At 58.2% G+C, this 22,845-nt stretch carries 24 protein-coding genes and 2 tRNA genes; 10 read left to right on the top strand and 16 right to left on the bottom strand.

Features of this window, described 5'->3' with window-relative positions; all coding sequences use genetic code 11:
• Window positions 1-27: 27 nt before the first annotated feature.
• On the bottom strand, window positions 28-909 hold the full coding sequence (locus ACR0DT_RS08810; protein WP_480710365.1) for a LysR family transcriptional regulator: 882 nt from the start codon (window positions 907-909) through the stop codon (window positions 28-30).
• 157 nt (window positions 910-1,066) lie between these two features.
• On the opposite strand from ACR0DT_RS08810, the gene ACR0DT_RS08805 reads away from it, so the two are divergent.
• Window positions 1,067-1,579: an ester cyclase gene (locus ACR0DT_RS08805; RefSeq protein WP_480710364.1), complete on the top strand. Its 513-nt coding sequence runs from the start codon at window positions 1,067-1,069 to the stop codon at window positions 1,577-1,579.
• A 50-nt stretch (window positions 1,580-1,629) separates the two neighbouring features.
• Here the strand turns inward: ACR0DT_RS08805 and ychF are convergent, their stop codons facing one another.
• Complete coding sequence (ychF, locus tag ACR0DT_RS08800; RefSeq protein ID WP_480710363.1) at window positions 1,630-2,727, bottom strand: redox-regulated ATPase YchF; 1,098 nt, start codon at window positions 2,725-2,727, stop codon at window positions 1,630-1,632.
• Between the two features lie 197 nt (window positions 2,728-2,924).
• On the opposite strand from ychF, the gene ACR0DT_RS08795 reads away from it, so the two are divergent.
• From ACR0DT_RS08795 to ACR0DT_RS08765, 7 genes are all read left to right on the top strand, one after another.
• On the top strand, window positions 2,925-3,410 hold the full coding sequence (locus tag ACR0DT_RS08795; RefSeq protein ID WP_480710362.1) for an acyloxyacyl hydrolase: 486 nt from the start codon (window positions 2,925-2,927) through the stop codon (window positions 3,408-3,410).
• A 78-nt stretch (window positions 3,411-3,488) separates the two neighbouring features.
• On the top strand, window positions 3,489-4,280 hold the full coding sequence (gene trpA / locus ACR0DT_RS08790) for a tryptophan synthase subunit alpha (RefSeq protein ID WP_480710361.1): 792 nt from the start codon (window positions 3,489-3,491) through the stop codon (window positions 4,278-4,280).
• 139 nt (window positions 4,281-4,419) lie between these two features.
• Window positions 4,420-5,586 carry an alpha-hydroxy acid oxidase gene (locus tag ACR0DT_RS08785; protein ID WP_480710360.1) on the top strand — a complete coding sequence of 389 codons (1,167 nt, stop codon included), beginning with the start codon at window positions 4,420-4,422 and terminating at the stop codon, window positions 5,584-5,586.
• 122 nt (window positions 5,587-5,708) lie between these two features.
• Window positions 5,709-6,362, top strand: coding sequence for a 50S ribosomal protein L25/general stress protein Ctc (locus ACR0DT_RS08780; RefSeq protein ID WP_480710359.1), 654 nt, complete (start codon window positions 5,709-5,711; stop codon window positions 6,360-6,362).
• Window positions 6,363-6,500: 138 nt separating this feature from the next.
• The gene (gene pth, locus ACR0DT_RS08775) at window positions 6,501-7,181 is read left to right on the top strand and encodes an aminoacyl-tRNA hydrolase (protein ID WP_480710358.1); all 681 of its coding nucleotides are present in this window, start codon (window positions 6,501-6,503) and stop codon (window positions 7,179-7,181) included.
• 82 nt (window positions 7,182-7,263) lie between these two features.
• Window positions 7,264-8,427, top strand: a complete 1,164-nt coding sequence (locus ACR0DT_RS08770; protein ID WP_480710357.1) for a serine hydrolase domain-containing protein — start codon at window positions 7,264-7,266, stop codon at window positions 8,425-8,427.
• A gap of 9 nt (window positions 8,428-8,436) precedes the next feature.
• The gene (locus tag ACR0DT_RS08765; RefSeq protein WP_480710356.1) at window positions 8,437-8,811 is read left to right on the top strand and encodes a DUF2237 family protein; all 375 of its coding nucleotides are present in this window, start codon (window positions 8,437-8,439) and stop codon (window positions 8,809-8,811) included.
• Window positions 8,812-8,853: 42 nt separating this feature from the next.
• Here ACR0DT_RS08765 and ACR0DT_RS08760 read toward each other — a convergent pair whose 3' ends face one another.
• The 9 genes from ACR0DT_RS08760 to rpsA all read right to left on the bottom strand — a co-directional run bounded on the left by ACR0DT_RS08760 (window position 8,854) and on the right by rpsA (window position 15,776).
• Window positions 8,854-9,999 carry a slipin family protein gene (locus ACR0DT_RS08760; protein WP_480710355.1) on the bottom strand — a complete coding sequence of 382 codons (1,146 nt, stop codon included), beginning with the start codon at window positions 9,997-9,999 and terminating at the stop codon, window positions 8,854-8,856.
• A gap of 397 nt (window positions 10,000-10,396) precedes the next feature.
• A tRNA-Cys gene (locus tag ACR0DT_RS08755) sits at window positions 10,397-10,471 on the bottom strand.
• A tRNA-Gly gene (locus ACR0DT_RS08750) sits at window positions 10,471-10,543 on the bottom strand. Before ACR0DT_RS08750 ends, ACR0DT_RS08755 begins: the two co-directional genes overlap by 1 nt.
• Before the next feature lie 294 nt (window positions 10,544-10,837).
• Complete coding sequence (trpB, locus tag ACR0DT_RS08745) at window positions 10,838-12,085, bottom strand: tryptophan synthase subunit beta (protein ID WP_480710354.1); 1,248 nt, start codon at window positions 12,083-12,085, stop codon at window positions 10,838-10,840.
• Between the two features lie 67 nt (window positions 12,086-12,152).
• Entirely contained in the window at window positions 12,153-12,488 is a 336-nt protein-coding gene (locus ACR0DT_RS08740; protein ID WP_480710353.1) for a hypothetical protein, read from the bottom strand.
• A gap of 47 nt (window positions 12,489-12,535) precedes the next feature.
• Window positions 12,536-13,177 carry a phosphoribosylanthranilate isomerase gene (locus ACR0DT_RS08735; RefSeq protein WP_480710352.1) on the bottom strand — a complete coding sequence of 214 codons (642 nt, stop codon included), beginning with the start codon at window positions 13,175-13,177 and terminating at the stop codon, window positions 12,536-12,538.
• Window positions 13,178-13,186: 9 nt separating this feature from the next.
• Entirely contained in the window at window positions 13,187-13,540 is a 354-nt protein-coding gene (locus ACR0DT_RS08730) for a lipopolysaccharide assembly protein LapA domain-containing protein (protein WP_170362442.1), read from the bottom strand.
• A 3-nt stretch (window positions 13,541-13,543) separates the two neighbouring features.
• Window positions 13,544-13,828 carry an integration host factor subunit beta gene (gene ihfB / locus ACR0DT_RS08725; RefSeq protein ID WP_037310872.1) on the bottom strand — a complete coding sequence of 95 codons (285 nt, stop codon included), beginning with the start codon at window positions 13,826-13,828 and terminating at the stop codon, window positions 13,544-13,546.
• A gap of 271 nt (window positions 13,829-14,099) precedes the next feature.
• Window positions 14,100-15,776 carry a 30S ribosomal protein S1 gene (gene rpsA / locus ACR0DT_RS08720; RefSeq protein ID WP_039532111.1) on the bottom strand — a complete coding sequence of 559 codons (1,677 nt, stop codon included), beginning with the start codon at window positions 15,774-15,776 and terminating at the stop codon, window positions 14,100-14,102.
• Window positions 15,777-16,083: 307 nt separating this feature from the next.
• On the opposite strand from rpsA, the gene ACR0DT_RS08715 reads away from it, so the two are divergent.
• Window positions 16,084-17,547, top strand: a complete 1,464-nt coding sequence (locus ACR0DT_RS08715) for a sulfatase family protein (protein WP_480710351.1) — start codon at window positions 16,084-16,086, stop codon at window positions 17,545-17,547.
• A 1-nt stretch (window position 17,548) separates the two neighbouring features.
• Here the strand turns inward: ACR0DT_RS08715 and ACR0DT_RS08710 are convergent, their stop codons facing one another.
• Window positions 17,549-18,073 (bottom strand): hypothetical protein, encoded by a 525-nt coding sequence (locus ACR0DT_RS08710; RefSeq protein ID WP_480710350.1) that lies wholly within the window; start codon window positions 18,071-18,073, stop codon window positions 17,549-17,551.
• Between the two features lie 218 nt (window positions 18,074-18,291).
• On the opposite strand from ACR0DT_RS08710, the gene ACR0DT_RS08705 reads away from it, so the two are divergent.
• Entirely contained in the window at window positions 18,292-18,771 is a 480-nt protein-coding gene (locus tag ACR0DT_RS08705; protein WP_480710349.1) for a YHS domain-containing (seleno)protein, read from the top strand.
• A gap of 18 nt (window positions 18,772-18,789) precedes the next feature.
• On the opposite strand, the gene ACR0DT_RS08700 is transcribed toward ACR0DT_RS08705, so the two are convergent.
• The 4 genes from ACR0DT_RS08700 to metK form a co-directional block, all read right to left on the bottom strand.
• Window positions 18,790-19,407 (bottom strand): (d)CMP kinase, encoded by a 618-nt coding sequence (locus ACR0DT_RS08700; protein ID WP_480710348.1) that lies wholly within the window; start codon window positions 19,405-19,407, stop codon window positions 18,790-18,792.
• Window positions 19,404-20,750 (bottom strand): 3-phosphoshikimate 1-carboxyvinyltransferase, encoded by a 1,347-nt coding sequence (gene aroA, locus ACR0DT_RS08695; protein WP_480710347.1) that lies wholly within the window; start codon window positions 20,748-20,750, stop codon window positions 19,404-19,406. Before aroA ends, ACR0DT_RS08700 begins: the two co-directional genes overlap by 4 nt.
• Window positions 20,751-20,818: 68 nt before the next feature.
• Window positions 20,819-21,529, bottom strand: a complete 711-nt coding sequence (gene trmB / locus ACR0DT_RS08690; protein ID WP_480710346.1) for a tRNA (guanine(46)-N(7))-methyltransferase TrmB — start codon at window positions 21,527-21,529, stop codon at window positions 20,819-20,821.
• Between the two features lie 133 nt (window positions 21,530-21,662).
• Window positions 21,663-22,844, bottom strand: coding sequence for a methionine adenosyltransferase (gene metK, locus ACR0DT_RS08685; RefSeq protein WP_480710345.1), 1,182 nt, complete (start codon window positions 22,842-22,844; stop codon window positions 21,663-21,665).
• Between the last annotated feature and the right edge of the window lies 1 nt (window position 22,845).

Genomic DNA, 22,845 nt, shown 5'->3' with positions numbered 1-22,845 from the left:
CTTCAATCGCACGATAACGACAGCTTATCATCGTAAAGAGGTCACAACGGTGCGCAATGCCTGGACCGTCGGCAGTTCTGGATCGCGTGTCAGGGTCGCCAGGCAAATCGGTTTGCTGACCACCGGATCGATCAGAGGCAGCACTTTCGTTCCCTTCAAATCACCCAGCGCTCGGGTCAGAACGCGCGGCACGACGGTGGCGGCCAACCCCTCGCGCGCCATGACCATCGAAGCAGTGAACCCGCTGGTTTCGGCCACGACATCCGGATGCAGGCCCTGTTCGGCAAAAATCCGGTCAAGAATGCGCCGGTTTTGCATCTGCGGCTCAAGCAGGCTGAGCGGGAATTCCGCCACCTGCGACCACGGCATCGGACCGCTGTGATCCGTCATATGAGACGGGACCAGCAGAACATAGGTTTCCTCGTATAGCGGCTGCACCCGCCGCAAATCCGTACCTATGCTGTCCCCATAGGTCACGCCAGCATCTAAACTGCCCTCGTCTAGTCCGTGCTGGATCGCGGTGGATGACATCGTCTCGATACGGGTGACAATGCGCGGATGGGCCTGCCGCAGACGCTTGATCAAACGGCCAGTGAAAGCAATCGCAGTCGGTATCACGCCCAGGATTAATGTACCGGTGATCTCGCCTTTGGCAGCCAGCACTTGCTGTTCCAGCGCTTTGGTATCATCCAGGATACGCCTTGCGCGCTGGACGATCATCTCGCCTTCTTCCGTGAGACCCTGAAACCGATTTGCGCGCCGTACAATAGATACGCCCAGCCGATCCTCGAGATTACGGATCCGCATAGAAAATGCCGGTTGCGATATCCCGCATTCCTCGGCCGCTTTGGCAAAATGACGGTGCCGCGCCAAGGCGCTTAGCAATTGCAGGTCGCGAATTTCGATCATGCCGCTGTTTCTTCTTCAGGTCAAAAGCGCAGAGTAACGTGTTTGCAGCCCGGTGAAAGTGCTAGTTGCGATCACGCAAGCCACAGACCGCACTTTCCCACATTGCAATGGGTGCATTATCCTAGCCCGATGACGGCATCACGGACGGAGGAAGCCGATGACCGGAAAGCACATTGGTTTGGCAACACATATTTCGGCATTAACACTACTACTGACAATTACGGCAGGAGGAAACGCGATGGCTCAACAAGATGATGACTCTGCAACAAAAAACCTATCACGACAGGCTGTTGAAATGTGGGCCGCAGAGTCCACTATTGACGTGTCAATTTTTGCCGACGGTTACCAAAACCATCAGGCTCCACTGGCCACTGGCGGCACCGGGAGCGTCGATCTGGCAACCTGGGCAAGTATAGTCGCGGAAAACCACAAAGCCTTCCCCGATCTGAAGGTCGAGATTTTCGGACAGATTGCCGAAGGCAACCGCGTGTCCACGCATTGGCGGTTTTACGGCACTCTAGAAGGTACCTATCTTGGCCTGCCGGCGTCGAACCGTCCCGTTGACTGGACAGGTGTTCAGATCGACCGGATTGCCGATGGAAAGATCGCAGAGAGCTGGGTCGTCTGGGACTACTTCACCCTGAGGCAGGAGCTGGGAGAAGAAAACTAGCGCCGTTTGTCAGAGGGCGGGCAGCTCGTGATACGACACTCCGAAATGGCTCAAGTGTTGAACAGGAAATGCATCACGTCGCCATCTTTGACGATGTAACCCTTGCCCTCGGCCCGCATCTTGCCCGCCTCTTTCGCGCCCTGCTCGCCATTGGCCGAGATAAAGTCGTCATAAGCGATGGTCTCGGCGCGGATAAAGCCTTTTTCGAAGTCGCCATGGATCACACCAGCGGCCTGCGGTGCGGCGGTGCCGGTGCGAATGGTCCAGGCACGGGCCTCTTTCGGGCCGACGGTGAAATAAGTCTCAAGCTTTAAAAGGTCGTAACCAGCTTTGATCAGACGGTCGAGGCCGGGTTCTTCCAAACCCATCTCCTCGAGGAACATCTGTGCCTCATCCTCTTCCAGCAGGCTGATTTCCTCTTCGATCTTGGCGCTGATGATAACATGCGCGTTGCCTTGCTCAGCGGCCATATCGGCCACTTTGGCTGAGTATTCATTGCCCTCGGCAGCTTCTTCCTCGGACACGTTGCAGACGTACAGAACCGGCTTGGTGGTTAGCAACTGCAGCATCTTCCAGGCTTTGGAGTCCTCGTCCGACACTTCGACCAGACGCGCAGGTTTGCCGCTTTCCAGCATGGCTTGTGCCTCGGCCAGTAGGCGGTCCTGCTGCTGCGCCTCTTTGTCGTTGCCCTTGAGCTTGCGAACCAGATTGGCGCGGCGCTTTTCGATGCTTTCCAGGTCGGCCAGCATCAGCTCGGTCTCGATCGTATCGGCATCGGCCACGGGGTCGACACGGCCATCCACATGGGTCACGTCGCCGTCTTCGAAACAGCGCAACACATGGGCAATGGCGTCGGTTTCGCGGATGTTTGCCAGAAACTGGTTGCCCAGCCCCTCACCTTTCGACGCACCTTTGACCAGCCCGGCAATGTCCACAAAGGTCATCCGTGTCGGGATGATTTGCTTCGAGCTTGCAATGGCCGCCAGTTTGTCCAGACGATCATCAGGCACGGCCACATCCCCCACATTGGGTTCAATGGTACAGAACGGGAAATTCGCTGCCTGCGCGGCGGCGGTTTTGGTCAACGCATTAAAGAGGGTCGACTTGCCCACATTCGGCAGACCCACGATTCCCATTTTAAAGCCCATAGCGGCCTCCTGATGCCATTCGACGGCAGCTTCTAGGCGGCAAAGGGTAGATGCGCAAGTCACTGAGCGTTCGGAAAGGCAAGTCCAAAATGCAACATCACAAAATCGTTGGATAATTGTGAGCTTGCCCGGATTGAAAACTGCGACCTAATGTCACCAAGTAGCAGGTAGAATAGTAGAGACAGTGAATATAGACCATGAAATCCGTTGCCGTTTTAATCGTGCTGCTGGCAGCAGCCCCCTCCGCACAAGCTCAATCCCTGATCTTCGGTGCCGGATACGCCGAGTTTTCGAATAGCGGGGCAGACGACCAAGCTGTGGTTTCCTTGGAATACCAGCATAGCCCGTTTTATGACGCCCAACGGTTCGACGCCACCTGGGGTGTTGCAGCGACTGTGGACGGAGCAGGCGACTTTCATCTGGGCGTCGGTCCGGTTGGTATCTACTCATTTGCTAACCGGTGGTTTGTCGAAGGCAGCGTCATGCCCGGCTACTATTCCGAAGGGGACGATGACAACGATCTGGGCGGAGGGTTCCAGATCCGTAGTCTGCTGGGCCTGGGATATAAGTTGAACAACGGTAACAAAGTTTCCTTTGCAGTCACCCACATCTCGAATGCCAGCACACACGATGACAACCCCGGCGTCAACTCAGCGTTCCTGCGGTTTCACAAGTCGTTCTGACCTCATATGCCCAAGCGGGATTGATTTTCGGCGAAAGTTTCTGCACATCGGGTCGAAACCTGACTGCAAGGACATCCGATGACCCGTATCGACGCCAAGTTCGCCGCCTTGAAGGCCGAAGGGAAAAAGGCTTTTGTCGCCTATATCATGGCGGGGGACCCCGACTATGAGACCTCGCTTGAGGTGGTCAAAGGATTGCCCGGCGCTGGTGTGGACGTAATCGAATTGGGTTTGCCGTTCACCGATCCCATGGCAGATGGCCCGACCATTCAGGCCGCCGGACAGCGAGCCTTGGACGGTGGCATGACCTTGCAACGTACGCTGGACCTGGCCCGGATGTTCCGTGAAACCGACGACACGACCCCGATTGTTCTGATGGGCTATTTCAACCCGATTTACAGCCGAGGCGTCGAAACCTTTCTGGCCGATGCGCAGGCCGCTGGCATTGATGGTCTGATTGTCGTCGACCTGCCACCGGAAGAGGATGAGGAACTGTGCCTGCCAGCCCAAGCCGCCGGGTTGAACTTTATCCGTCTGGCGACGCCGACCACCGATGACAAACGCCTGCCCCGCGTTCTGCAGAACACCTCGGGCTTTGTGTATTATGTCTCGATCACCGGCATCACTGGCGCAGCCGAGGCGCAGGCCACGAATGTCGGTCCCGAAGTGGCCCGGATCAAATCCGCGACAGACCTGCCCGTTATCGTAGGCTTCGGCATCAACACACCGGAGAAATCCAAAGCCATCGCCAGCGTTGCAGACGGCGCGGTTGTCGGCTCGGCCATCGTCAGTCAGATCGGAGCAGGCAAGCCTGTGGCCGAGGTTCTGGACTTTGTGAAAACACTGGCCGACGGCGCGCATTCCGCCTGATCTTTCGGTCACTCATACCTATAATCGGAACCGCAGCACGCCTCAATCGTTCTGCGGTTTTTTTGATATCTGGACGTCGGTGTCGGAAATGTTAGAAATTGGCATAAAAATCTGACCAAAGTAGCGAAAGCGCCCGAACATGGCTGTTATTACAACAATCGAAGATCTTCGACGCATCTATGAACGCCGCGTCCCGCGGATGTTCTATGATTACGCCGAAAGCGGCAGCTGGACCGAACAGACGTTTCACGACAACAGCTCGGATTTCTCGGATATTCGGCTGCGTCAACGGGTTGCCGTAGACATGGCGGGACGGTCCACCGCGTCGCAGATGATCGGAGAAGATGTTGTGATGCCGGTCGCGCTGGCACCGGTTGGATTGACGGGCATGCAGCACGCGGACGGCGAAATGAAAGCCGCCAAAGCCGCTGAAGAGTTCGGCGTACCCTTTACCCTGTCGACCATGTCGATCAATTCGATCGAAGACGTGGCCGAGCATACGTCAAAACCCTTCTGGTTCCAGCTATATACGATGAAGGATCAGGACTATGTCAGCCGTCTGATCCAGCGCGCCAAAGACGCGAAATGCTCGGCCTTGGTCATTACGTTGGATTTGCAAATCCTGGGCCAGCGACACAAGGATCTGAAAAACGGATTGTCCGCACCGCCGAAACTGACCGCAAAGACAGTTGCAAACCTGATGACCAAATGGTCCTGGGGCATTGAAATGCTTGGGGCGCAGCGGCGCGAGTTCGGCAATATCGTCGGCCATGTCGAGGGCATCTCAGACACCTCGTCCCTGGGCGCGTGGACGGCTGAACAGTTCGACCCCAGCCTCGACTGGGCGAAGGTCGAAAAGCTGATGGAACAATGGGGCGGCAAAGTCATCCTCAAAGGCATTCTGGACGCCGAAGACGCCAAAATGGCGGCGAAACTTGGGGCCGATGCCATTGTCGTATCAAACCATGGCGGGCGGCAGCTGGATGGTGCGCTTAGCTCCATCAGGATGCTACCGCAGATCATGGACGCCGTCGGCGGCGACGTCGAGGTTCATATGGACAGCGGCATCCGCTCGGGTCAGGACGTGCTAAAGGCGTTGGCGCTGGGAGCCAAGGGCACGTATATCGGTCGCGCTTTCGTCTATGGGCTGGGGGCGATGGGCCAGAAAGGCGTCACCACTGCGCTGGACGTCATTCACAAGGAACTCGACACCACCATGGCGCTGTGCGGCGAACGCAATGTGGGCGACCTGGGGCGTCACAATCTGCTGGTTCCCGAAGACTTTGGTGGTCGCTGGCAGCAATGAGAGTTCTTTGACCCAAACAGAACAAAAACCCCTTTCCAAACCCAATGAATCGAGATAAGGACGCGGCTTCACGCGGGCATACAGCCTTGGAGGATGCCCGCCCTAACATTGGAGAATTTATCATGGCTGGAGAGATTCCGGATCTCGTAGCTCTGGAACGGACGGGGACAGGCAAGGGCGCCGCTCGTCAAGCGCGCCGCGACGGCATGGTTCCGGGCATTGTTTTTGGTGGTGACAAAGAGCCGCTGCCGATCCAGATCCCGTTCAACGTCTTGTTCAAGCGTCTGAAAGCAGGCCGGTTCAAGTCGACCTTGTGGAACCTGAAGGTTGAAGGCCACGAAGACGTCCGCGTCATCTGCCGCGACGTTCAACGTGACATTGTCAAAGATCTGCCGACCCACCTGGACCTGATGCGCCTGCGTCGGACCACCAAGATCGCGCTGTTCATCCCGGTTGAGTTCATCAACGAAGACGAAGCGCCCGGCATCAAAAAGGGCGGCGTTCTGACCGTTGTCCGTCCTGAAGTCGAACTGATGTGCACCGCAGGTGACATTCCTGAGAAGATCACCGTTGACGTGACCGGTCTGAACATCAACGACGTTGTCACTATTTCCTCGGTTGAGCTGCCGGCCGGTACCAAGCCGACCATCGACCGTGACTTCGTGATCGCCAACATCTCGGCACCTACAGGCCTGTCGACCGACGATGAGGAAGAAGGCGAAGAAGTCGCCGCAGACGAAGTAGAAGTCGTCGGCCAGGAAGAAGCAGAAGAATAAGTCCGGACCTAACATTTCGGATTTGGAAACGGGGCCTTTTTCGGGCCCCGTTTTCTTTTGGCGCACCCGGGCTGGAAAACCGGTGGCATTCCATGCCATCAACCACCTGCACATGTTGCAAGGCACAAGGACGAGACTATGAAACTGTTTGTCGGATTGGGGAACCCGGGATCGAAATACGCCCGCAACCGGCACAATATTGGCTTTATGGCCGTTGATCGCATTGCCGAGGATCACGGCTTTGGCCCGTGGAAATCCAAGTTTCAGGCTGAGATCGCCGAAGGTCGACTGGGTGGCGAAAAAGTGCTGCTGATCAAACCGCAGACATTCATGAACCGTTCAGGTCAGTCCGTGGGTGAGGCGATGCGGTTCTACAAGCTCGACTCGACCGACGTGACCATCTTTCATGACGAGTTGGACCTTGCTCCCGGCAAGGTGCGCGTCAAGGCGGGCGGTGGACATGCCGGGCACAACGGGCTGCGCTCGATCCACGAACATATCAGCCCGGCCTATGATCGGGTGCGGCTGGGGATTGGCCACCCGGGCCGAAAGGAAATGGTCTCGCCATACGTTCTGGGCGATTTTGCCAAGGCCGATACCGACTGGCTGGACGACGTACTGCGCGGTGTGTCGGACGGCGCAGTTTACCTAGCTAACGGGGATGGCGGTAAGTTCATGAATGCTGTCGCCCTGCGCACGGCCCCGCCCCGGTCATCAAAATCTCCGGCTGAGGCATCCAAACCAACCACCAAGCCCGCCCCTGAACCCGAGGTCGACGCGCGCTCGGCCATGCAAAAGCTGTTGGACAAGTTCAAATAGAGCGGGTGACCTTGCCGTAACGTTCCAATTGAAGAACAGCGTCGGGCACGCTCCAATGCGGTACGGATAGGAGGGGCGACATATGAGAGTTTTGCTGAAATGGGTGCTGCGCATCGTTTTGATGCTGGTACTGGCTGCGGTCGTTGTCGGGTTCTGGAAACGCGAAGAACTGCAGCGCCTGATGGCCGTCAACTCTTTGTTTTCCGAAGAAAAGATCGTTCACAATTTCTCTCATATGAACGAAGCATTCCTGACGGTCGACCTGCCGCGCGGCGATGGACCGACCTGGGAACTGCCCTATGGCCAAGGCTTTGACCTGCCCGAGGGCACCGATGGATGGATCGAGGATCGTGCAGTCACCTCTCTTCTGGTGATGCAGGACGGGCAGATCCGGTTCGAAGAATACTATCTGGGCACTGCACCCGAGGATCGCCGGATTTCGTGGTCGGTGGCCAAAAGTTATCTGTCCGCCCTGTTCGGCATCCTACTGGCCGAGGGCGCCATCGACTCGCTGGACGATCCGGTGGTGAAATATGCGCCGCAGTTGGAAGGCACCGCCTATGACGGCGCGTCGGTCCGCAACGTGTTGAACATGGCCAGCGGCGTCACCTTCAACGAGGATTATTTCGATCCCAATTCAGACATCAACCGTATGGGGCGCGTCATCGCCTTGGGCGGAGAGTTGGACGATTTTGCTGCCTCACTGCAAAACAGTTTCGCCACACCGGGCGAGACCTGGCAATACGTGTCGATTGACACACATGTCCTCGGCATGGTGATCCGCGGCGCCACCGGGCGCAGTGTGACAGATTTGCTGGCCGAAAAGATCATTCAGCCCTTGGGCCTTGAACACGACGGATATTACGTGACCGACGGTGCTGGGGTTGCGTTTGTGCTGGGTGGTTTAAACTTCACTACGCGCGATTTTGCGCGCTTTGGTCAGATGATCCTGCAAAACGGCGTGCATGACGGGCAGCAGCTTGTACCTGCGGACTGGATCGCCGAATCCGTCCTGCCCAGCGCCCCAACCGCACCTGGCAAAATTGGCTATGGCTATCAATGGTGGATCCCTCTTGGCGCGCATGAGGGCGAGTTTCTGGCCCGTGGCGTTTACGGTCAGTATATCTATTTCGACCAACCGCGCGGCGTATTGATCGTCACAACCGGGGCAGATCGCAAGTTCCGCGATCCCGGGATTAACGAGGCAAACGTAGAAATGTTCCGCAAGATCGCTCAAAGCCTGTAAAGTGGTCTCATGCAAAAACAAGACAGTATCAACGTTTTGGGCGGTGTGCTCAGTCCCTGTTCCCGTGATCCGCTGACCGGTTTTTTTCGTGACGGGGCCTGCAACACCTGCCCTGAGGATCAGGGCAGCCACACAGTTTGCGCAGTGATGACGGCTGAATTTCTGGCCTTTTCAAAATATGTCGGAAACGACCTGAGCACCCCGCGCCCCGAGTTCAATTTTCCGGGCCTGAACCCAGGTGACAGTTGGTGCCTATGCGCAGCACGCTTTCTGCAGGCCCATGACGAAGGCTGCGCCCCGAAGGTGCATCTTGAGGCGACCCATCAGAGGGCGCTTGAGATCGTTCCGCTGCGCCTTCTGAAAGAAAACGCCGCTTCTGAATAGACGGACCGGCCCGGAAAACCCCGGACCGGCCCTTATTCGGGATTACTCCCGCAGTTTGACGAGGTCGGACATCAGCCCTTCGGTCCCGTTATGGACCGTCAGCCGTTCGACCTTCCCAGCGATGGTTTCCAGAGCTTCCAGCTCTTTCAACCGCAGCATCACCGGGTTTTCCGCCATCACCTTTGCGGTGTTCAGCAGGGACCGCGTGGCATTGGTTTCTTCCCGCCGCCGGATAACGTTGGCCTCGGCCTGTTTCTCGGCGGCGACCACGGCGGTCAGGATCTCCCGCATCTCCCCGGGCAGGATGACGTCTTTCAACGCGATCTCACCCACTTCGATACCGATCCCGGCCATCTGCGTCCGCACCCGATCCGCAGCCTCGGTGTCGAAGGTCACTTTCTCGGCCAGCAGCCGGTCCAGCGTCATCGCGCCCAAGGTCTTCCGGAACGCCAGTTGCAGCGCCCGGTGCAGGGCCTGATCGAAGTCCTTGACCGCCCCCACCGCCGTGACCGGATCAACGACCCGGTAATCAGCGTTGAGGTTGACCCGAATGGCCACCCGGTCCTTGGTCAGGATCTCTTGCCCTGTCACCTCATGGGTGCGTTGCCGCAGGTCGATCTGCTTGACCTCAACATTCCACCCGACTTTCCAGAAGGCGTGCGCACCGGGGGTCAGTTGATCCACCAGCACCCCGTCCACCGTCAGCAGCCCGGTATGCCCTTCGGCAACTTCGGCCTGCGTCAGGTTCAACCGCAGCCCGGCCCGCACCAGCCGCTGTGCGACTGCTTTGGAAACGGCCATGGTTTCGGTCAGCGCGTGATGTTCGACCTTCCATGGCCCTGCAGCCTTCCAGACAATCGCCCGTGCTTCGGGGTTCAGCACCCGAACAGGCAGCCCATCCCGCAGCAGAACCAGAACTTCGTCAGGCTCGGCCCGGAACTCGGTCAGATGCTTGGCCGCCAGTTCAGGCCGGTTCTGCATCAGCGCCCGCTCGTAGGGCGACACGAAAAAGAGCTTCTCCAGATCGTGCATTTCGGTCAGCACATCCTTGCGCAGCAGCCGGTGTTTCCCGGGGCCGAGGATTGCATCGAACACCCCGTTGCGCAGGACCAGCATCCGCTGGGTCTCGGTCATGGTCAGCCGCCGGTGGCCGGTCAGCCGGTCAATCAGATCTTGGAACAGTGTCATATCATTTCTCCTTTTCGTCTCGCTCTATCGTCGTCGCAAATGCGAACTCCTTTTCATGTTTTCAGTGGGTTGCACCCCGAACGGGTGACAGGTGTGAAGCCCTCGGTTGAAGGCGGGAAAGACCCGGACATCCCCCGCGCCATGCCCCTGCGCGGGAGGGTCAGAGAGAGGGGCGCGGGACCCATGCGCCGCGTAACCCTAGGGTCAAGCGGGGCACCGATCCGGCGGCACCGTCATCCGCCCTCCGGCCCAAGGCCAGAGCAGCGAAGGTCCCTGCCCCGCCCGACCAAAGTCTGACGTTGCGCGGTGCCGCCCCTGCTGGGGAACACCCGGACCCATATGTTTTGGACCGTTTTCACGGGCCGGCGTGGAAGGCCGGTGCTGACTGAACAGCTTTGTCAAATGGCGGGAATCGAACCCGCTACCCTTCGATTTGCAGTCGATTGCTCTAACCAGAATGAGCTACATTTGGTGCCTTGGAAGGAGTCGAACCTTCTCCTACAGATGGGAAACCTGCCGCTCTATCCAACTGAGCTACAAAGCATGTACCAATCCTCGGTTTCGGCCCTGGCATACGGTTTCGGCAGCGCCGTCCGCACCGGGAGAGTGATCACCTCTGCCCGCTAGGGTCCGGCCCGTTGTGACCGGTAGCGGCGGGTTTAGGCGAAGGTGCTGGATTCGCTCAATAATTTTCTGCAACCCTAAAATGCACCTGTGGCGAGCACGCAACAAAATTACCCAGTTGCGCAATATTCGAAAACGCCGCGCGACAAAAACAAAGCGGCTCACCCGTCAAAGGCGCGCCGCTCTTTTCAGAATTTCAAAATTTACCGCTTGGTCAATCGGCCGTGCGGCCTTCGGTATCCGACATGTCGAAGTTCAGATATTTGGCCACGGTCTGCACGTCTTTGTCGCCGCGTCCGCACATGTTCATGCAGATCAGGTGATCCTTGGGCAGTTCGGGGGCGATTTTCATCACATGGGCCAGCGCATGGGACGGTTCCAGAGCCGGGATGATACCTTCGGTTGCGCAGCACAGCTGGAACGCCTCAAGCGCTTCTTTGTCGGTGATCGAGACATAGTTCGCGCGGCCAATGTCGTGCAGCCACGAATGCTCAGGCCCGATACCCGGATAATCCAGACCGGCCGAGATCGAATAACCTTCCAGAATCTGGCCGTCATCGTCCTGCAGCAGATAAGTGCGGTTGCCATGCAGTACGCCCGGACGGCCACCGGTCAGCGAGGCACAATGCTCCATCTTTTCGTTCACGCCCTTACCACCAGCCTCAACGCCGATGATGTTAACGTCTTTGTCGTCGAGGAACGGGTAGAACAGGCCCATTGCGTTCGAGCCACCACCAATGGCCGCGATAAGCGTATCCGGCAGACGGCCTTCGGCCTTCATCATCTGCTCTTTGGCTTCCTTGCCGATTATCGACTGGAAGTCACGCACCATCGCAGGATAGGGGTGCGGACCGGCAACGGTACCGATGCAGTAGAACGTGTCGCGCACATTGGTCACCCAATCGCGCAGCGCGTCGTTCATGGCGTCCTTCAGGGTGCCACGGCCCGAGGTCACCGGGATCACTTCGGCCCCTAGCAGTCGCATACGGAACACGTTGGGTGCCTGACGCTGCACGTCATGCGCGCCCATATAGACCACACATTTCAGGCCAAACTTGGCGCAGACGGTAGCGGTCGCCACGCCGTGCTGACCGGCTCCGGTCTCGGCGATGATCCGGGTCTTGCCCATGCGGCGCGCCAGAATGATCTGACCCAACACGTTGTTGATCTTATGTGCGCCGGTGTGGTTCAGCTCATCGCGCTTCAGGTAGATCTTGGCACCGCCCAGATGCTCGGTCAGGCGCTCCGCATAGTACAGCGGCGAGGGGCGACCCACATAGTTCGCCCACAGATCGTCCATCTCGGCCCAGAAGGTGGGATCATCCTTGGCCTTTTCATATTCTTCTTCCAGCGACAGGATCAAAGGCATCAGCGTTTCGCTGACGAACCGCCCGCCGAATATGCCGAAACGGCCCTTTTCGTCAGGGCCGGACATGAAGGAATTGAAAAGATCGTTGGCCATGGGTGTCTCCCTCGTCGTACCCGTTGTTCATAGGTGGTGGCGACGGGATTTGCCATGGCAAAACGTATCATTCCGCCGCTTCAACATGCTGTGCCCAAACCTGCAGCGCCTGCTGGTTACTGGGCACGGCAATGCAGGGAAAATGGTAGAACTGATTCACCTCTGCCAGCCGCGACGCCACCTGCACCACGCGGCGGTGGGGGCCGGACTGAGCAAAGGTTAGCATCGCTTCGAGGTCATGCCAGACGCTCAGCGAGAAATACAAACCCTGATGCGGGAACACACTGGCGTGCAGGCACAACGGATCACCGCGCGCCTGTAGCAATGCTTGATGGGCCCGCCAAAAAAGCTCCGGCCCATAATACCACCGTTTCAATGAAACTCCGCCGATTGCCGCCAGCATGATTGCGTCCTCCCCTACCGGGGATACGCGGATGCCGGTCGATCAGATCACCGGGTTGCGTCGATAAAGGCCTGAACCAACACCGCATCCTTAACGCCGGGCGCACTTTCGACGCCTGACGACACATCGACCTGCCGTGCACCGGTCATGCGGATCGCCTCGGCGACGTTGTCGGGCGTAAGCCCTCCGGCCAGCATCCATGGACGCTGCCAGTATTTGCGTCCCGCCAACAGACGCCAGTCAAAAGCCAGACCATTACCGCCCGGTAGTTCCGCGTTACGTGGCGGCTTGGCGTCGATCAGCAACTGGTCGGCAACTTCGGAATAAAGATCAATCGCAGCAAGGTCTTCCGCCTCGGCCACACCGATGGCCTTCATCACAGGCAAGCCAAACCGATTGCGAACCTCGGCCACCCGATCCGGGCTTTCCTTGCCGTGCAATTGCAAAATGTCCAACGGCACATTGGCCACGATCCGGTCCAGTTCCTCATCCGTCGCATTCACCGTCAGCGCGACCTTGGCGACTCCTGCGGGCACCAGATGGGCCAGCTTTGACGCTGTCGCGATCTCAAGATGGCGCGGCGATTTGGGAAAGAAGACAAACCCGACATAACGCGCACCGGCATCCACCGCTGCGCGCACATGATCAGGGGCGGTCAAACCGCAGATTTTGACGGATACATCAGACATAAAAGGGCCTCAGCTGGCCTCGTCCAACAGTGCCAGAACTTCGTCCTGTCCTTCGTTCTGCTTTTTCTTGAGCTTCTTGACCTCGCGCTCAAGCTTGCGGACTTCGCTTTTCTTTGTCGACGCGTCGCGGCGATGCTTATGCTCGCGCAGCCATTCCCACAGGAAGCCGATGATCAGGCCCGCAACCACACCGCCCAGCACCACAACGAACAGTGGCAGCGACGTGCTGAGATTAAAGCCCAAAAGCTCGGCAAATGCCTCGGGCATCAAGGTCAGTTCAACCGTTTCGCGGTTGGCCAGCGAGACGGAGATGAGCACGATCCCGAGGATCGCCAGAAAAGCATATCGAAGGTAGCGTATCATGCCTTAGGCTTTACCGTTCAATCGGTCCCTAAGCAACTTGCCAGTTTTGAAAAATGGAACACATTTTTCTTCGACTTGAACAGTTTCCCCGGTGCGCGGATTGCGGCCAACGCGCGCGTCGCGCTGTTTTACCGAAAAGGCACCGAAACCACGCAGCTCCACACGGTCACCACGGGCCATGGCATCCGTCACTTCTTCGAACACGGTATTCACGATCCGCTCGACGTCGCGTTGATACAGATGCGGGTTTTCGTCGGCGATTTTCTGAATCAGTTCTGAACGGATCATAAGCGTTACCCTCCCAGGCGACCGGTTAGCCATGTCTATTTATTTGGACAGTATAGGAAAAAACCGTGATCGGGGGAACGTAAACTCTGTGTGCAAAGCCTTCATTTTCGCACCAAGTCACGCGTTTTTTTGCTTGTGAGCGTGAAATACCCGGCAAAAGCATGAACGACACCCGGAATAAGCCCAAATTTTGGAACATATTGATTCGCAACAAAAACGGCCCCGCGCAGATACGCGGGGCCGTAAATTCGGCTAAGGCTGAGGCCCGGGCTTAGTCGCCCGATTTCAGCGCTGCACCCAGGATATCGCCCAGCGATGCGCCCGAGTCGGAGGAACCATACTGTTCCACGGCCTCTTTCTCTTCGGCGATCTCGCGTGCTTTGATCGACAGGCCCAGACGGCGGGTCTTGCTGTCGACGTTGGTGACGCGGACGTCGACCTTGTCACCGACCGAGAAACGCTCGGGGCGCTGTTCGGCACGGTCACGCGACAGGTCGGAGCGGCGGATGAAGGACTTCATGCCTTCGTATTCCACTTCGATGCCGCCATCTTCGATCGCGGTGACTTCGACGGTGATGACCGAGCCACGCTTCACGCCGCCCACGGCTTCGGCGAACTTGTCGCCGCCCAGGGCTTTGATCGACAGCGAGATACGCTCTTTTTCCACGTCAACTTCCGAGACAACGGCCGAAACCATGTCGCCTTTGCGGTAGTTCTGGATGGCATCCTCGCCACGCTCGTCCCAAGACAGGTCCGACAGGTGAACCATGCCGTCGATGTCGCCTTCGAGACCAATGAACAGACCGAATTCGGTGATGTTCTTGACTTCGCCTTCGACCTCGGTGCCCTCGGGGTGTGTTTCTGCAAACACTTCCCACGGGTTGCGCTGAGTCTGCTTCAGGCCCAGAGACACGCGACGCTTGGCGCCGTCGATTTCCAGAACCATGACGTCGACTTCCTGGCTGGTCGAAACGATCTTGCCGGGGTGGACGTTTTTCTTGGTCCAGGACATCTCGGACACGTGCACCAGACCTTCGACACCGGCTTCCAGCTCGACGAACGCGCCGTAGTCGGTGATGTTGGTGACGCGACCCTGATGGACCGAGCCCAGCGGGTACTTGGCAGCAACCAGATCCCACGGATCTTCCTGCAGCTGCTTCATGCCCAGGCTGATGCGGTGGGTTTCCTTGTTGATCTTGATGACCTGAACCTTGATGGTTTCGCCAATCGTCAGGATCTCGGACGGGTGGTTCACGCGACGCCATGCCATGTCGGTGACGTGCAGCAGACCGTCAACGCCGCCCAGGTCAACGAATGCACCGTATTCGGTGATGTTCTTGACAACACCTTCGACGGTCTGACCTTCGGACAGGTTGCCGATAACTTCGGCACGCTGTTCGGCACGCGATTCTTCCAGGATTGCGCGACGCGAAACAACGATGTTGCCACGGCGACGGTCCATTTTCAGAATCTGGAACGGCTGCTTCAGACCCATCAGCGGGCCAGCGTCGCGCACGGGGCGAACGTCAACCTGCGAGCCGGGCAGGAACGCAACTGCGCCACCCAAATCGACAGTGAAGCCACCTTTGACGCGGCCAAAGATTGCACCTTCGACACGCTGGTCGTCGGCGTATGCTTTTTCCAGACGGTCCCATGCCTCTTCGCGGCGGGCCATCTCGCGCGAGATGACAGCTTCGCCACGGGCGTTTTCTGCGGCGCGCAGGTAGACTTCGACCTCGTCACCTACAGCGATTTCAGGGGCTTCGCCGGGATTTGCGAATTCTTTCAGATCAACGCGGCCTTCCATTTTGTAGCCTACGTCGATGATGGCTTGGCCGGCTTCGATCGCCAGAACCTTACCTTTGACAACAGAACCCTCTTCGGGCGTGTCCATTTCGAAGCTTTCATTAAGGAGGGCTTCGAATTCCTCCATGGATGCGTTAGCCATGTGGCGTTGTTTTCCTTTACATACGTTTTTGCTGGCCGAGCGGTTGTTTCCGCCGGTCTTGTTTCATGATGCCTTCAGGCGTGATCCGGTGCGCATCTGACTACACAAACACAAAGGGCCGAGGTAACCCGGCCCTGCTCAGATACGTCATCCGGACGTTGACCGCCCTTGTTTAGACGCGTGCTCTATAGCGATTCTGCTGAAGCACTGCAAGTCAAAGCCGGAAAGCGACTCAGTTGTCGCAAGTTGAAACCTTCCGTCGATGGATCGGTGCTAGGCTCAATGCAGCGATCAAGGAGCAGACGAATTGAACTTTCTGGTCATCATTTCAGACGAACACCGTAAGGACGCGATGGGTTGTGCCGGTCATCAGATCGTCAAAACCCCCAATCTGGACGCCCTGGCGGCCCGGGGTACGATGTTCACCTCGGCCTATACGCCATCACCGATGTGCGTCCCCACCCGCGCGGCCCTGGCCACCGGAGACTGGGTGCACACGACCGGAAATTGGGACAGCGCGACACCCTATGACGGCCAACCGCGCAGTTGGATGCGGCAACTGCGGGACGCCGGGCGCGAGGTCGTGTCGATCGGTAAACTGCATTTTCGCTCAACCGAGGATGACAACGGATTCTCGCAGGAAGTATTCCCCATGCACGTCGTCGGAGGAATCGGTTGGGCCGTGGGCCTATTGCGCGAGAACCCACCCGCATACGATTCAGCCGCCGAACTGGCGGGTGATGTTGGCATCGGATCCAGTACCTATACTGACTATGATCTGGATATAACCGCCGCTTCTGAGGCATGGCTGACCGATCCGAAACGTCACGAGACACCCTGGGTGGCCTTTGTGTCTTTGGTTAGTCCGCACTATCCGCTGACTTGTCCCAAGGAATGGTACGACCTCTACGATCCTGCGGAAATGGACCTGCCGGTGGGCTATGGCCAAGGGCTACCTGATCATGCAGAGCTGCAGAATATCGCGTCATTCTTCAACTACGATGCCTATTTTGATGAACAGAAGGTGCGCGAAGCCAAGGCCGCGTATTACGGCCTGACATCGTTCATGGACGATTGTGTAGGGCGTATCCTAAAGGCTCTGACGGACAGCGGTCAGGCCGATAACACGGTGATTGTCTATGTCTCAGACCATGGCGACATGATGGGCGATCAGGGGTTCTGGACCAAACAGGTGATGTATGAGGCCAGCGCCGGAGTTCCGATGATCCTAGCCGGACCCGGTATTCCCCACGGCAAGCAAGTCTCGACCTGCACGAACCTGACGGACATTGCAGCGACAGCGCGGGATGTCTGCGGTGTTCCTGATGATGCAGGCAATACGGATCAACCGGGCGTTTCGCTTATCGATCTGGCCACGGCACCCGATGATCCCGATCGAACCGGGTTCAGCGAATACCATGACGGAGGATCAAAAACCGGCAGCTTCATGGTGCGCTGGGGCAAGTGGAAATACGTCTATTACGTCGGGCATGACCCCCAGCTGTTCGATCTTGCATCGGACCCGCATGAACAGGTCAATCGCGCCATCGACAGGGTTAACGACCCCGAAGTTCAAGTGGAATTGGTCGAAGGCGAACGCCGTCTGCGCGAAATATGTGACCCCGAAGAGGTCAACACACGCGCCTTTGCAGATCAACGCAAAAAGATTGCCGAACTGGGAGGTGAAGAGGCCTGCAGAACGGCCTTTGTCTTCAACCACACGCCAACCCCGTCGGAACAAGAAAAGCAAAGGGAAGGATCTGCGCTCTAGCTCAGATCTCCTCGCCCTTTTTGAGAAGCTCGTCGATCAGTTCACGCTGTAGGTTGCCGCTGTCGCCGCCCCCGAACTGCTGGGCGCCTCCGGAATAAAGCGACCCATAAGTCTTGGCGATGTTTACAGTCTGCGCCAGCCCCGAGATCAGCTGATCTTTTTCCAAGGGCGACAACGGGTGGATAAACGCCGCCCATAGCATGCCGTTTGCAATCGCATATCGCGCGTCCAGAGCACTGTCGAAATTGGCCTGCATCATGCGGCGCATATCCTCGGGCGTCAGCCCTTCGGCGCGGCGGATCGGAACCATCGCCCGCATCCGGTCAGCATTGGCGTCAGTGATAACCAGAATTGGCACATCCGACACGGTCAGTTGGAACCCCGGCCCCTGTGGCTGAGCATCCGGATCAAGCGCAAAGATGATCTTGCCCAGACGTTCGTAGTCCATAGGCGGCTCGGCCTCAGGGGTTTCCTGAGCCGCCAGACCTCCGGCCAGAAAAATCAATACTAGGGCTAGACGGATCATGGCATTTCTCCTGCAGTCTACATCTTTACCATAGGCACCCGCCCACATCCTGACCAAACAAAGCTTGGTGAAGAGTATGTCGCGCACCGCCTTAACTTTGAACGATCTGCAAGGTTTGCCGTTCTTACTGCGATAGCCCGTTCAAATCCCTGCCCCTAGCTTTGTTTCAGCGGCTGGCTCCCCCGCCGGCCCGAACCTGAACAGGAAAGGAAAACACAATGAAGTCTCTGGTTCTGACATCCCTGATCGCCACCCTGCCCCTGATTGCGGCACCTGCCTTTGCGGCGGACGAGATCAACGTCTCGAACGGTATCTCTGCCGCAGGCGCGCCTTTGGCCGCACATGGCGTCGATCTGGTGGCTCTGGTGAACGAAGGTAACCCGGTCGAAGGGTTTGCCACCCATTCGTCGACCTACGATGGCGCGTCCTATTATTTCACCAGCGCCGCAAATCTCGAAGCGTTCGAAGCCAACCCCACTGCCTACCTGCCACAGCATGGCGGGTTCTGTTCGTTCGGCGTATCGGTTGGTAAGAAATTCGATGGCGACCCGGATCAGTATCTTGTTGCCGATGGTAAACTGTATCTGTTCTTGAACGCCGAAACCCGTGCTGCATTCCTGAAGGACGTACCAGCCACCGCAAAAACCGCTGACGATCAGTGGGCGCAGATCAAATCTATCGCTGTAGGCGAGTTGTAATCACCTCTCCCCGCGGCGTTAGGACGTCGCGGGGTGTTTGCTTTCGACAAGGGCGACGGCCTGCGCCAAGGCGGCCTCAATACTCAGATCGGACGTGTCCAACAGCACAGCATCCGCGGCTGGTTTCATCGGAGCCGTGCTGCGTTCGGCATCCCGCATGTCACGTTCACGCACATCAGCCAGCACAAGCTCACGGGTTACATCGGCACCCTTTGCGCTGAGTTCCAAATAGCGGCGCTCTGCCCGTACCTCGGCACTGGCGGTGACGAACAGTTTCACCTCGGCCCCGGGACAAATCACCGTTCCGATATCGCGCCCATCTAATACGGCTCCTCCTGCCCGACGGGCAAAGGAACGCTGAAACTCTACCAGCGCCGCACGAACCTCGGGGATCACAGCAACTTTCGAGGCCGCCTGTGCAATGTCAGCCGTACGCAAATCGCCTTGTTCCAACTCTTGAGCAGTCAATGCCTGCGCGGCCTCGACAGGGTCAGTCCCATCCAGCGTTCGACGCCCTACCGCACGATAAAGCAACCCCGTATCCAGATGCGCAAAACCGAACTGCGCCGCCACCCCTTTCGAGATCGTCCCCTTGCCCGCCGCCGCAGGACCATCGATGGCGACGGTGAAACTCATGTGCGTTCGACCTTGGCACCCAACGCCGCCATCAGCGGCTCGAAAATCGGGAACGACGTGGCGATTGGTCCGCCATCATCCACGGATACCGGAGTTTTCGCGCCCATGCCCATCACCATGAAAGACATGGCAATTCGGTGATCCAGAAAGCTTTCACATGTGCCGCCGCCGGGGACATTGCCGATACCCAATCCTTCGACCGACCACCATTCCTCACCTTCGTCCACGGTCACGCCATTTGCGCGCAAACCGCGCGCCATGGCGTCGATCCGGTCGCTTTCCTTGACGCGCAGCTCTTTTACGCCGCCCATCATCGTGGTGCCGGTGGCATTAGCCGCAACCACGGACAACACCGGATATTCGTCGATCATCGAGGCCGCGCGTTCCGGCGGCACGTTGATCCCCTTCATATTCGGCGAGTACTTCGCGCGCAGATCAGCGACGGGTTCCCCACCCTCTTCACGCTCATTCTCATAGGTCAGGTCGGCACCCATCTCGCGCAGCGTGGTGAACAGCCCCGCGCGGGTGGGGTTCAAACCGATGCCGGGCACCAGCACATCCGAGCCCGGCGTGATCAGCGCCGCGCACACAGGAAAGGCCGCGCTGGATGGATCGCGCGGCACGGCGATGACCTGAGGTTTCAACTCGGGGCGACCGGCCAGGGTGATCACTCGGCCCTCGTCGGTATCTTCGACGGTAATTTCGGCACCAAACCCGGCCAGCATCCGTTCCGAGTGGTCGCGGGTGGCCTCTTTCTCGATTACCACGGTCTTGCCCGGCGCGTTCAGACCGGCCAGCAGTACGGCGGATTTCACCTGCGCCGACGGCACCGGCACTTCGTAGCGGACCGGGACGGGTTCCGCGGCGCCCACGATGGTCATCGGCAAACGTCCACCAGAACGACCCACCGATTGCGTGCCAAACAGAGCCAGAGGATCGGTGACGCGTGCCATCGGTCGCTTGTTCAGGCTGGCATCGCCGGTAAAGGTCGCGGAAATCGGACAGGTCGCCATCGCGCCCATGATCAAACGAACTCCGGTGCCCGAGTTGCCGCAGTCGATCACTTGATCCGGCTCGGCAAACCCACCGACACCAACCCCGTGCACGGTCCATTCGCCGCCGCCGTGATCCGTTACCTCGGCCCCAAAGGCACGCATCGCTTTGGCGGTGTCCAGTACGTCCTCACCCTCAAGCAGGCCCGAGATTTTGGTTTCACCTACCGCCATTGCGCCCAGGATCAGCGACCGGTGCGAGATTGACTTGTCACCGGGCACCTCTGCCGTGCCGGTCAGCGGGCCGCAAGGATGCGAGGTCATCGGGATGGGCGTGCCGTGTCCGGACATGGGGGCTCCTGTTTTCGCTATCAGTTCAAGGCGGATTAGCGAATTGGGGCCGGTTGGTCCAGCGGCAATCAGTCCTTGCGGCGGAAGGTCAGATAATGTGGCGTCCGGCCTTCGCGCAAAGCCTTCTGCTCATAGCGGGTGGAAATCCAGTCATCCCACGGCTCTTGCCAGTCAGAAGGGCGCTCAGCCAGCCATTCAAACCCAGCGCGCGGCACCTCTTCCAACGTCTGGCGGACATAGTCGGGAATATCGGTGGCAACGCGGAAAATCGAACCGGGCTTCAGCGCGCGCGCCAAGGGTTTCAGGTGTTCCTGCGTCACAAAACGCCGACGGTGATGACGCGTCTTGGGCCACGGGTCGGGGTATAATAGAAACGCACGAGAGATGCTGGCCTCGGGCAGCACATCGAACAAATCACGCGCATCGCCGGGATGGACGGCCAGGTTTTCGACCCCGGCCTTGCGGATTTTGCCCAGCAACATGGCAACACCGTTGATATAGGGCTCGGCCCCGATGATCCCGATATCGGGGTTGCTTGCCGCCTGATGTACCAGATGCTCACCACCCCCAAAGCCGACCTCAAGCCAGACCTCCTTACCGCCGAACAGCGCTTTCAGGTCCAGCGGATGGCGCTCAGGATTGGCCTCCCAATCCACCGCACCCGGCGACAAGGCATCGAGGTCTTCGTTCAGATACGTCTTTTGACTCTGCTTCAGGGCCTTGCCCTTAAAGCGGCCATAGAAGTTTCTGCGGGGGCGCTGGGGTGTCTGGGTGCTCATGGCGGAGCCCATACTGCGCAGGCGGGGCCAAAGCAAGGGGCGGTCGCGTCAGTTCTGCCGACACGCCGCCCCAAAATTGCATTTCCAACAATAGAGCGCGCCCGCAAGAGCGCACCATTTCATAGTGGAACGGTCAGACCGCCGACTTCAGCGCGTAGGTCAGATCGGTACGCTCCCAGCTGAAACCGCCATCCGCATCAGGCTGACGGCCGAAATGACCATAGGCTGCGGTGCGCTGATAGATCGGCTTGTTCAACTGCAGATGTTCACGAATACCGCGCGGAGTCAGGTCCATCACCTGCCCTACGGCCTTTTCGATCTGAGCATCCGCAATTTGACCTGTTCCGTGCGTGTCGGCATAAATCGACAGCGGTTTTGACACACCAATCGCATAGCTCAGCTGGATGGTGCAGCGTTCAGCCATACCCGCGGCAACCACGTTCTTGGCCAAATACCGCGCGGCATAAGCGGCCGAACGGTCCACCTTAGTCGGATCTTTCCCCGAGAAAGCGCCGCCACCATGCGGTGCGGCACCACCATAGGTGTCAACGATGATTTTGCGACCGGTCAAACCGGCATCACCGTCCGGTCCGCCAATCACGAATTTGCCCGTGGGGTTCACGTGCCATTCGGTTTCAGCTGAAAGCCAGCCTTCGGGAAGAGTTTCGGCGATGTACGGCTCGACAATGGCGCGAATATCCTTCGAGGTTAGCGTCTCATCCAGATGTTGGGTCGACAGCACAATCGAGCTGACGCCGACCGGCTTACCATCGCGATAGATCACGGACAGCTGCGATTTCGCATCCGGGCCCAGCGCAGGCTCTGACCCGTTCTTGCGTACTTCGGCCAGACGGCGCAGAATCGCGTGGGAATACTGGATCGGTGCGGGCATCAGTGCCGGGGTCTCGGTAGTGGCATAGCCAAACATGATACCCTGGTCGCCAGCGCCTTCGTCCTTGTTGTCCGAGGCATCCACACCCTGCGCGATATGGGCAGACTGTTCGTGCAGCAGGTTCGTCACCTCTACGGTCTCATGGTGAAATTTGTCCTGCTCATAGCCGATATCCTTGATACAGGCGCGCGCAATCTCGTCGATGCGGCCCATATAGTCGTGCAGCTTTTCCTGATCAGACAGACCTACTTCTCCACCGATGACGACACGGTCGGTCGTAGCAAAGGTTTCGCACGCCACGCGTGCTTCGGGTTCTTCTTTCAGAAATGCGTCAAGTACAGCATCCGAGATTCGGTCACATACCTTATCTGGGTGCCCTTCGGATACGGATTCCGAAGTAAAAGTATAGTTCTGTCGAGACATG

The sequence above is a fragment of the Ruegeria sp. BI11 genome (genome assembly GCF_056538005.1).
Note: the sequence above shows the minus strand (reverse complement) of the source record. Positions and strands in the feature narration are given on the sequence as shown.

What these genes read in the sequence shown, in the direction of transcription:
- ACR0DT_RS08760 (WP_480710355.1), bottom strand. Translation starts at nt 9,999, where the DNA reads ATGACACTGTTCCAAGATCTGATTGACCGGCTGACCGGCCACCGGCGG.
- aroA (WP_480710347.1), bottom strand. Translation starts at nt 20,750, where the DNA reads ATGTCCGGACACGGCACGCCCATCCCGATGACCTCGCATCCTTGCGGC.
- ychF (WP_480710363.1), bottom strand. Translation starts at nt 2,727, where the DNA reads ATGGGCTTTAAAATGGGAATCGTGGGTCTGCCGAATGTGGGCAAGTCG.
- ACR0DT_RS08785 (WP_480710360.1), top strand. Translation starts at nt 4,420, where the DNA reads ATGGCTGTTATTACAACAATCGAAGATCTTCGACGCATCTATGAACGC.
- ACR0DT_RS08795 (WP_480710362.1), top strand. Translation starts at nt 2,925, where the DNA reads ATGAAATCCGTTGCCGTTTTAATCGTGCTGCTGGCAGCAGCCCCCTCC.
- ACR0DT_RS08740 (WP_480710353.1), bottom strand. Translation starts at nt 12,488, where the DNA reads ATGCTGGCGGCAATCGGCGGAGTTTCATTGAAACGGTGGTATTATGGG.
- ACR0DT_RS08805 (WP_480710364.1), top strand. Translation starts at nt 1,067, where the DNA reads ATGACCGGAAAGCACATTGGTTTGGCAACACATATTTCGGCATTAACA.
- trmB (WP_480710346.1), bottom strand. Translation starts at nt 21,529, where the DNA reads ATGAGCACCCAGACACCCCAGCGCCCCCGCAGAAACTTCTATGGCCGC.
- ACR0DT_RS08700 (WP_480710348.1), bottom strand. Translation starts at nt 19,407, where the DNA reads ATGAGTTTCACCGTCGCCATCGATGGTCCTGCGGCGGCGGGCAAGGGG.
- ACR0DT_RS08780 (WP_480710359.1), top strand. Translation starts at nt 5,709, where the DNA reads ATGGCTGGAGAGATTCCGGATCTCGTAGCTCTGGAACGGACGGGGACA.
- metK (WP_480710345.1), bottom strand. Translation starts at nt 22,844, where the DNA reads ATGTCTCGACAGAACTATACTTTTACTTCGGAATCCGTATCCGAAGGG.
- ACR0DT_RS08705 (WP_480710349.1), top strand. Translation starts at nt 18,292, where the DNA reads ATGAAGTCTCTGGTTCTGACATCCCTGATCGCCACCCTGCCCCTGATT.
- ACR0DT_RS08730 (WP_170362442.1), bottom strand. Translation starts at nt 13,540, where the DNA reads ATGATACGCTACCTTCGATATGCTTTTCTGGCGATCCTCGGGATCGTG.
- ACR0DT_RS08770 (WP_480710357.1), top strand. Translation starts at nt 7,264, where the DNA reads ATGAGAGTTTTGCTGAAATGGGTGCTGCGCATCGTTTTGATGCTGGTA.
- rpsA (WP_039532111.1), bottom strand. Translation starts at nt 15,776, where the DNA reads ATGGCTAACGCATCCATGGAGGAATTCGAAGCCCTCCTTAATGAAAGC.
- trpA (WP_480710361.1), top strand. Translation starts at nt 3,489, where the DNA reads ATGACCCGTATCGACGCCAAGTTCGCCGCCTTGAAGGCCGAAGGGAAA.
- ACR0DT_RS08765 (WP_480710356.1), top strand. Translation starts at nt 8,437, where the DNA reads ATGCAAAAACAAGACAGTATCAACGTTTTGGGCGGTGTGCTCAGTCCC.
- ihfB (WP_037310872.1), bottom strand. Translation starts at nt 13,828, where the DNA reads ATGATCCGTTCAGAACTGATTCAGAAAATCGCCGACGAAAACCCGCAT.
- trpB (WP_480710354.1), bottom strand. Translation starts at nt 12,085, where the DNA reads ATGGCCAACGATCTTTTCAATTCCTTCATGTCCGGCCCTGACGAAAAG.
- ACR0DT_RS08810 (WP_480710365.1), bottom strand. Translation starts at nt 909, where the DNA reads ATGATCGAAATTCGCGACCTGCAATTGCTAAGCGCCTTGGCGCGGCAC.
- ACR0DT_RS08710 (WP_480710350.1), bottom strand. Translation starts at nt 18,073, where the DNA reads ATGATCCGTCTAGCCCTAGTATTGATTTTTCTGGCCGGAGGTCTGGCG.
- ACR0DT_RS08735 (WP_480710352.1), bottom strand. Translation starts at nt 13,177, where the DNA reads ATGTCTGATGTATCCGTCAAAATCTGCGGTTTGACCGCCCCTGATCAT.
- pth (WP_480710358.1), top strand. Translation starts at nt 6,501, where the DNA reads ATGAAACTGTTTGTCGGATTGGGGAACCCGGGATCGAAATACGCCCGC.